This is a genomic window from Mesoaciditoga sp. (assembly GCF_054006115.1).
Window position 1 is genome coordinate 25,952 of sequence record NZ_JBPNHS010000023.1, and the last position, 7,131, is coordinate 33,082.

Below are 7,131 nucleotides of genomic sequence, written 5' to 3' on the forward strand. Positions count from 1 at the left end.
CGCTATGTTGTCATATTATAAAGCGTCTTAAAAGGACGCTAATCTTTATCCTTGAAGTGCTTGTTAGGACATATAAGTATAGAGTGTCCTGTTCTTGATTGAGAAACCATAAAATGAATTTTTCTTCGGTGTTATAATCGCTTCGGAGAGTGAAAAATACATGAAAAAGTTGGAGCTTGCAAAAATTTTCAAAGAAATGGCAGATATGGAGGATTTCCTTGGAGAGCCTTTTAAAGCTCGCACTTATCGTTTTGCAGCTGAAATGATAGAAAAAATCGGATTGAATGTTGAAAATCTTAGTGGGATAAAAGGAATTGGAAAAGCCGTGGTGGAGAAAACAGAGGAGTTCATGGAAAATGGGAAGATAAGGAAACACACGCAGCTTTTAGAACTCATTCCGGCAAAATACAAAAACAAGATCTTCAACCAAGACGCAAAGGCATTAGGGAGAATATGGCAAGAAGAAGTGAAAAGGAGATTTTTCAACGAAGATGGCTCTCTCAAAACGATGCCCTCAAAATATTCCTTCAAATTTTACGTTTTAAAAGAAATTTCACGAGAATTCAAGAAAGGGCAATTGTACAACGAAAGTGAAGTGAACGCCATTTTGGCGCCAATTTATGATGATTACATAGCCATAAGAAGGTATCTTGTGGATTATGGTTTTATAAAAAGAACAAAGGATGGTTCGAGCTATAAAAGGGGTATGTGAATGTTAGCGGAAATACACGTAAAGAATTTCGTGCTTTTTAACGAGATAAGCCTCGAATTCTCTAAAGGATTAAACGTTGTAACGGGAGAAACAGGTGCGGGAAAATCTCTTTTCCTTTCTGCTTTGCGCGCTTTGTATGGTGAAAGGCCTTCCACACTTATGGAAAAAAGTGAAGTTGAAGGTCTTTTCGAAACAGATAATGGGGAAAAAATAGTTTCTGTCAAATTCTCTCCATCTCGTACGAGCGCGAAAATAAATGGTTCACTGGTTACCATTGCCCAGTTAAGGCACTTTATCGAATCCCAACTTGTCATACACTCTCAGGGTGCAGCTGGTATTTTGCGCGATCCAAAGACTCACATGAGTTTTGTGGATTTGTTTGAACCGAAAATAAATGGAATTCTGAGTTCTTACAGAAAACTTTTTCAAGAGTACGTTCAAATAGAAAAAACGCTTCAAAGGGAAGAACTTTCAAAAATAGAAGAAGAAATAAAAGAAATTGAAAAAGACGTTGAAAGAATAGAACGAGCCTTAATAAGTGATGAGGAGTACGAGGAGATGCTTTCTGAATACAAACGCCTATCCAATGCGCAACAGATAATCCAAAACGTTCAGGAAATGCTTTATTTCATAAGTGGGGAAGGTGGGCTTGAAGATTCGATAACGAATCTGGTAAGAAAGGCGAAAAGTCTCCGTACACTTGATGAAAAAGCAGAGGTTTTCCTTGAAAATGCTCAAACAATAGAAGATGAGATAATGGAATTGGAAAAAGAAATAGAAAACTATGGAATGGAACAGGATGTAAATGAAGAAAGAGTTGTAGAGCTTGAAAGAAAAATAGAGGATATTGAAAGAATTAGAAGAAGGTATGGACCGACTTTTGAGGATGTTCGAAAAAGATTCGAAGAGCTTCAATCGCACATGATACAGTTAAGTGAGAAAGCCCGTGTTTTAAAAAAAGCGAAAAAAAGGTTAAAAGAACTCAAAGACGAAATGACGCCACTTGCCACAAACATAAGAGAGTTGCGGAAAGAGGCGGCGAAAAAGTTGCTGGATAACACGGAGAAGAATCTTCACGATCTGGGGATGAAAGATGCAAAAGTTGAGTTTCTTCATACAAAAACGGATTTTGGAGAAAATGGCATTGATTCTATTGAATTTATTGGAACCATGAACCCGGGGTTGGGTTCTGTTTCTCTTTCAAAAATAGCCTCTGGTGGGGAAATGGCAAGATTTTACTTGGCATTGGAAGCGGCGCTTGGAAGAAAGCTCCCGGTTGAGACGGTTGTCTTTGATGAAGTTGCATCAGGCGTGGGAGTGAGAACGGCTGACGTGGTGGCTGAAAAACTCAAAGAGATTTCAAAAGATACTCAACTCATAGTTATCACTCATATGCCGCAAATAGCGGCCATTGCTGACAAACATTTTAAAGTGGAAAAACATGTAAAAGACGGAAAAACTTATTCGGTTATAAGGGAACTCGACGGCAAGATGAGAAAAGAAGAGATAAAGGAGATGTTCGGCAAAATCCCGAAAGGAGTCAAAAAATGAACAAAGCGGGAATATTTTTACGTGTGTTGATAGCCGCCCTTGCAATTGGACTTGGGATATTTCTTGTCATGTACGCCAATGGCTATTTTGCGGTCTCTAAATCCGTTTTGAACGTCGATAAAGCCTTAATAGAAGTTGTTCTAGATCCTCAAGGCGTTGCCCATATTCAAGAACATGAATTTTACACTTTTAAAAAGGCGTATCATGGTTTAGCTCCTCATATGATGCTTCCGAAAGGAGTCACACTTGAAAATTTCAAGGTGTCTGTTAAAGGTGCGAAAATATTGAAAAAAACGGGAAGCGTAACGCCACGAGGATTTGATCTGAGAATATATCTAAACAGAGGTTACAACGTTCCAAAAGCCGGCGGAGATAAAGTTGAGATGAATCTTTCCTACGATATTTACAACGCTTTTCAAAATGGAGAAGGCTTCTCACAATTTTTCCACAAATTCTGGGGGGATAACACACCTTCATGGGTTCACAATCTAACGGTTGTTTACAAGTTTCCACCGAATTTCAAGGTTAAAAACATCTTCGTTCATCCAATAGACGTTCCTCACGTTGTCAGCCATAGCAAAAATGAATATGTTATAATGTACGTGAACTTCCCACCTAACGCTTACGCGGAAGTTAGGTTCATCTTTCCTAAAATGAAAACTTTGTACGCTTCGACTATAAATAAGAATTATTCGGACATTTTGAAGATTGAAAAATCTTACGTGTCAAATGCGAGGATGACGTGGATTGTCTGGATAGTTTTGCTGGTCCTGGCAGGGATAATTCCTCTTGCTTCATTTTACTTTTTTGGAAGAGAACCGCGGATTAAGTTAGACTCTGAATATGAAAGAGACTTGCCCTATGATGATCCGCCAGCTGTGGTGAATTCCATCGTGAAAAGAATAGTTTCCGATCCAGATGGTGACGCCTTTGCCGCCACTATTCTGAGTCTTGTTGAAAAGGGATATTTGAAATTTGTTGGTAAGAGCGCTTTTAAGATAAGTGAAGGGAAAAAACCGCTGGATGAAAGTGAAAACCTTCTTTTAAAACTCGTCATAAAACCTTACTCAGCTGAAGGTATTTTCGATCCTGAAAGCTTGAGAGATTCGATGAAGGGAAACATAGTTTTTTCAAAAGAATTCTTATCTGCATATACAAATTGGAAAAATCAAGTTTATTTGAAAGTAGAAGAGAGGGATTACATAGTTACTTCTGGAAATACCATCGCAAAGATTTTGGCGGTTTTTGCCCTAATTATAATACCACTGTCCTTTTTGGCCTATATTGCCTCCACAAAAGCGTATCCGATGATCGCTCAATATTCCGCGTGGTTTGCATTCGTCGATTGGACGGTAGCGTGGATAATGTTAGTGCTTCCAAAAGACATCTTTGGAAAATGGACGAAGAATGGGAGAGAATACTATCTACGATGGAAGAATTTTGAAAAATACCTAACGGACTATTCTCTTATAAAAGAAAAACCACCGGAATCGGTGGTGCTATGGGATAAATACCTCATATACGGCACAGCCCTTGGCGTTGCCAAAAAAGTTACGCGAGCCATAAAGGAAATAGATCCGAAAATCGTTGAATCCTCTCCCCTTTATCCAGCTTGGATAGATATGTACTGGTATTCATCTATTTACAGACTGCCAATGTATGCGACCACTAACGCCGTTCAATCAAACAACGGATCTTCTGGTGGTTTTGGCGGAGGCGTTGGTGGCGGATTCGGTGGCGGTGGAAGAGGTGGATTCTAACAGTTCATCTCTTATATCTTATGACATCACGCAAAAGCGATTTTCTGTCTTTGATATCTTTTTCGCCTTCCACACCTTTTGGAGGGAAGCCATCAACCACGCCTATGATGCCGCGCCCTTGTTCCGTCACGGCCACGATAGCCTGAAGAGGGTTAGCCGTGGCGGCGTAGATGGTGCATATCTCCTGGGTTAGCTTAACGGAGTTCAAAACGCTTATCGGGTAAATTTCCTTCATGAGCATGACGAAAACGTGACCTGCCCCTATTCTTTTCGCATTTTCTATTGCTTGTTTTTCAAGCGCTTCGTCATTGCCATCATGCCTTATAAGGCAAGGCCCTGAAGCTTCATTGAACGCTATGCCGAATTTTGCACTTGGTGAAGAAGTCGCCATCACTTCGTAAAGATCTTCTATCGTTTTTATGAAATGTGTCTGTCCGACTACGATATTTGAACCTTCCGGAATTTCAAGCTGAACCACTTCAAATTTGACGTCCATACCGTTATCACCCCTTGAACATAAATGTGCTGAAATTCAAAAACATTGCCACCGCTGTTCCAATGGCCAAAAAAGGTCCAAATGGCATCTTGGTTTTTTTGTTGGCCTTGTGAGATAGAAGTTGCGGAACTGCCCAAATAAGAGCGACTAAGGATGCTATTAAAATCGCGAAAACCGCCGAAAATGGCGTTAAGAAAAGCGCAAGCGCTCCAAAAAATTCAACATCGCCAAAGCCCATTCCTCCACGTGAGAGCAGATATATTAAAAGGAATAAGGCGAAAGCTCCAGCGGCCGTTTCAATAGAGAGTAAAAAATGAGAAGATTGCGCCGCCCATATTACGCCACCTATTGCCGTGATCACAACAGCGGAATCTGGTATAAGCATGTATTCAAAATCTATCGCGGAAGCCACAATGGCACCTGAGTACAGCAACCACAGAGAAATAATTTGTAATAAATCTTTCGAAAGGTAAACTGCTGTTACAAACGCACTTGCGGTTAAGCTTTCCACAATTAGATAGCGCAACGGGATGTGTGCGCCACAATAACGACATTTCCCTTTTAAAATTATATAACTTAAAATAGGGATATTATCTTTCCACGCCAACTGATGATGGCATACGGGGCAAAAAGAGTGCGCTGGATTTACCAACGAAATCTTTCTTGGAAGGCGATATATCAAGACGTTGTAAAAACTGCCCATTGCCAGTCCCACAGCGATGGCAACGGGCAAATATATTATCTTATCCCACACAGGGACATTTCTTCCTCATTCAAATTAGATTCGAAGAGCTCTTTTTTGCCATAGAGATACCAATCTTTTTGATGCTTGAACTCTTCAAGTATTTTTTTCGCTTCATCGTACTTTCCAAGCTTGACATAAGGAATTACCAACAACAGCTTGAAATGGCTGTCTATTGGGTATTTCTTGATATGATCTTCGACAACCCTAACGACTTCGTCATACTTTCCATTCTTGAAAAGAACTTTCGCCCATGGTTCTATATCACTGGGATAATATGGAGTTGATTTAAGAATTTCATCTTCGTATTCTTTTGCGCTGTCGTAGTCACCAAGTTTTTCGTAAAGTTCCATAATCTCATATCTTACAAGCAGATTCTTCTTATCATCATCAGCAAATTTCTTCAACGCTTCCAATGCGCTTCCCAATTTTCCCATCTTCTGGTAAGCGTCAGCAATCATAAAATACGCGAATTTGTCGTGTGGAGTGTATTCCAATTCTTTTTTCCAGTACTCGATAGCCTTTTCATAGTCTTCAAGGCTGTAATAGGTTTGCCCTAATTCCGCGTATGCTTCTACCAAGGTTGGATCTAATTTAATCGCGTGAAGTAAAAATTCCACTCCCTCTTCTAATAATCCCTTTTCGGTTAAAAAAGAACCCTTCAATTCGTACGCTTTAGCGTAATCTGGCCAATTTTCTATTACCAAATTCAGTAACTTTATAGCTTCATCCAGACTTTCATTTTCGGCTTTGTCCTGTGCCAATTCATAAAAACCGTCCGGTACTCCATGCCAGAGTTCGGACGGCTTCAATCCAATTTCATCGAAGTAAACTTCCATCTCCTCAACGGAGATGGGCAAGAAAAGTGAGCCAGAAACACCACCAACCTCACTTTCCAATTCTTTTAGCTTGTGAATTCTTTCGAGCTGTTCAGGGTGTTCATGCATGTCCGCCGCGAAGACTTCCCATGTGCCATTGTAAAGCAGGTCTCTTATCATAAAGAAAAATGGATCTTGTTCATCTATTGGAACCTCTTTATTTTTTACCATCAAAAGTATGCGGTTGTTCATTAAGCGTATTCGCCTCCTTAATAATGTTGCGACACATTTAATTAGACGTTATGATTATAGCACAAAATTTTATCGACGAAAGAAAATGAGAGAATATTTTTGGTTTTATTTCTCAATTAAAATTCATATGTAAAACCTATATATCCCATATAGAAAGTTCCATCACCATCGTATGGTAAGGTCATAACAAAATCAGGTCCGATTCTAAAATTTCCGAATTTCATTGTTATGTAAGCATGAAAATATACTTTTGTGCCAGAACCATACCACCAATTCACATTCCAATATGACAATCCAATGGATATTCCCCTGTTGTTATCTCCATATCCAATTCCGATAGATGTTCCAAAATCTTTAATAGTTGATGTATCATAATGCCAAATATCGGCACCTCTAGAAAATTCCATGAAAATATTTTTATCTAGAAAAAATCTATATCCAACGCCGAAGTGTAAACTTATGTCAGAACCAAATGGTTTTGAAATAAATGATGGATAATATCCTCCAGTAATCCACAGCGCATTTCTCTTGAATTTCTTTATCATAGAAATGGAAATATAGGAAACTTTTGGAGAATAGATGTTTTTTTCAAAGTCTTCATAGCCGTTCTTTTTCGCTTCTATTTTGTGAGAACCTTTTTTAACTTTCATTGCAATGTGAGTTCCATTTCCAACGTAGTTACCATCCACGTAAACATTCGCTTTTAGTGGATTGTTTCCCTCCCAAAAGTACATCTTTCATTTTTTTCCCGTGTATTTTGAACTTTCCTTGGTTTCTTTTTTTCACTTCACCCAAAGGTC

The 7,131-nt window shown here is 39.1% G+C and carries 7 protein-coding genes; 3 read left to right on the forward strand and 4 right to left on the reverse strand.

What is annotated here, in order from left to right:
• Positions 1 to 160: 160 nt before the first annotated feature.
• The 3 genes from ACXJIN_RS04770 to ACXJIN_RS04780 are packed head-to-tail and all read left to right on the forward strand — an operon-like array spanning position 161 to position 4,023.
• Positions 161 to 712, forward strand: coding sequence for a DUF2087 domain-containing protein (locus ACXJIN_RS04770; protein ID WP_456399902.1), 552 nt, complete (start codon positions 161 to 163; stop codon positions 710 to 712).
• Positions 713 to 2,263, forward strand: coding sequence for a DNA repair protein RecN (locus ACXJIN_RS04775; protein WP_456399904.1), 1,551 nt, complete (start codon positions 713 to 715; stop codon positions 2,261 to 2,263).
• Positions 2,260 to 4,023 carry a DUF2207 family protein gene (locus ACXJIN_RS04780; protein ID WP_456399906.1) on the forward strand — a complete coding sequence of 588 codons (1,764 nt, stop codon included), beginning with the start codon at positions 2,260 to 2,262 and terminating at the stop codon, positions 4,021 to 4,023. The genes ACXJIN_RS04775 and ACXJIN_RS04780 overlap by 4 nt, the downstream gene beginning before the upstream one ends.
• 4 nt (positions 4,024 to 4,027) lie before the next feature.
• On the opposite strand, the gene ACXJIN_RS04785 is transcribed toward ACXJIN_RS04780, so the two are convergent.
• The 4 genes from ACXJIN_RS04785 to ACXJIN_RS04800 all read right to left on the reverse strand — a co-directional run bounded on the left by ACXJIN_RS04785 (position 4,028) and on the right by ACXJIN_RS04800 (position 7,065).
• Positions 4,028 to 4,519 (reverse strand): adenosine-specific kinase, encoded by a 492-nt coding sequence (locus ACXJIN_RS04785; protein WP_456399908.1) that lies wholly within the window; start codon positions 4,517 to 4,519, stop codon positions 4,028 to 4,030.
• A gap of 7 nt (positions 4,520 to 4,526) precedes the next feature.
• On the reverse strand, positions 4,527 to 5,273 hold the full coding sequence (locus ACXJIN_RS04790; protein ID WP_456399910.1) for a prepilin peptidase: 747 nt from the start codon (positions 5,271 to 5,273) through the stop codon (positions 4,527 to 4,529).
• Positions 5,258 to 6,331 carry a tetratricopeptide repeat protein gene (locus tag ACXJIN_RS04795; protein ID WP_456399912.1) on the reverse strand — a complete coding sequence of 358 codons (1,074 nt, stop codon included), beginning with the start codon at positions 6,329 to 6,331 and terminating at the stop codon, positions 5,258 to 5,260. Before ACXJIN_RS04795 ends, ACXJIN_RS04790 begins: the two co-directional genes overlap by 16 nt.
• Positions 6,332 to 6,447: 116 nt before the next feature.
• Entirely contained in the window at positions 6,448 to 7,065 is a 618-nt protein-coding gene (locus ACXJIN_RS04800) for a PEGA domain-containing protein (RefSeq protein ID WP_456399914.1), read from the reverse strand.
• Positions 7,066 to 7,131: the final 66 nt, after the last annotated feature.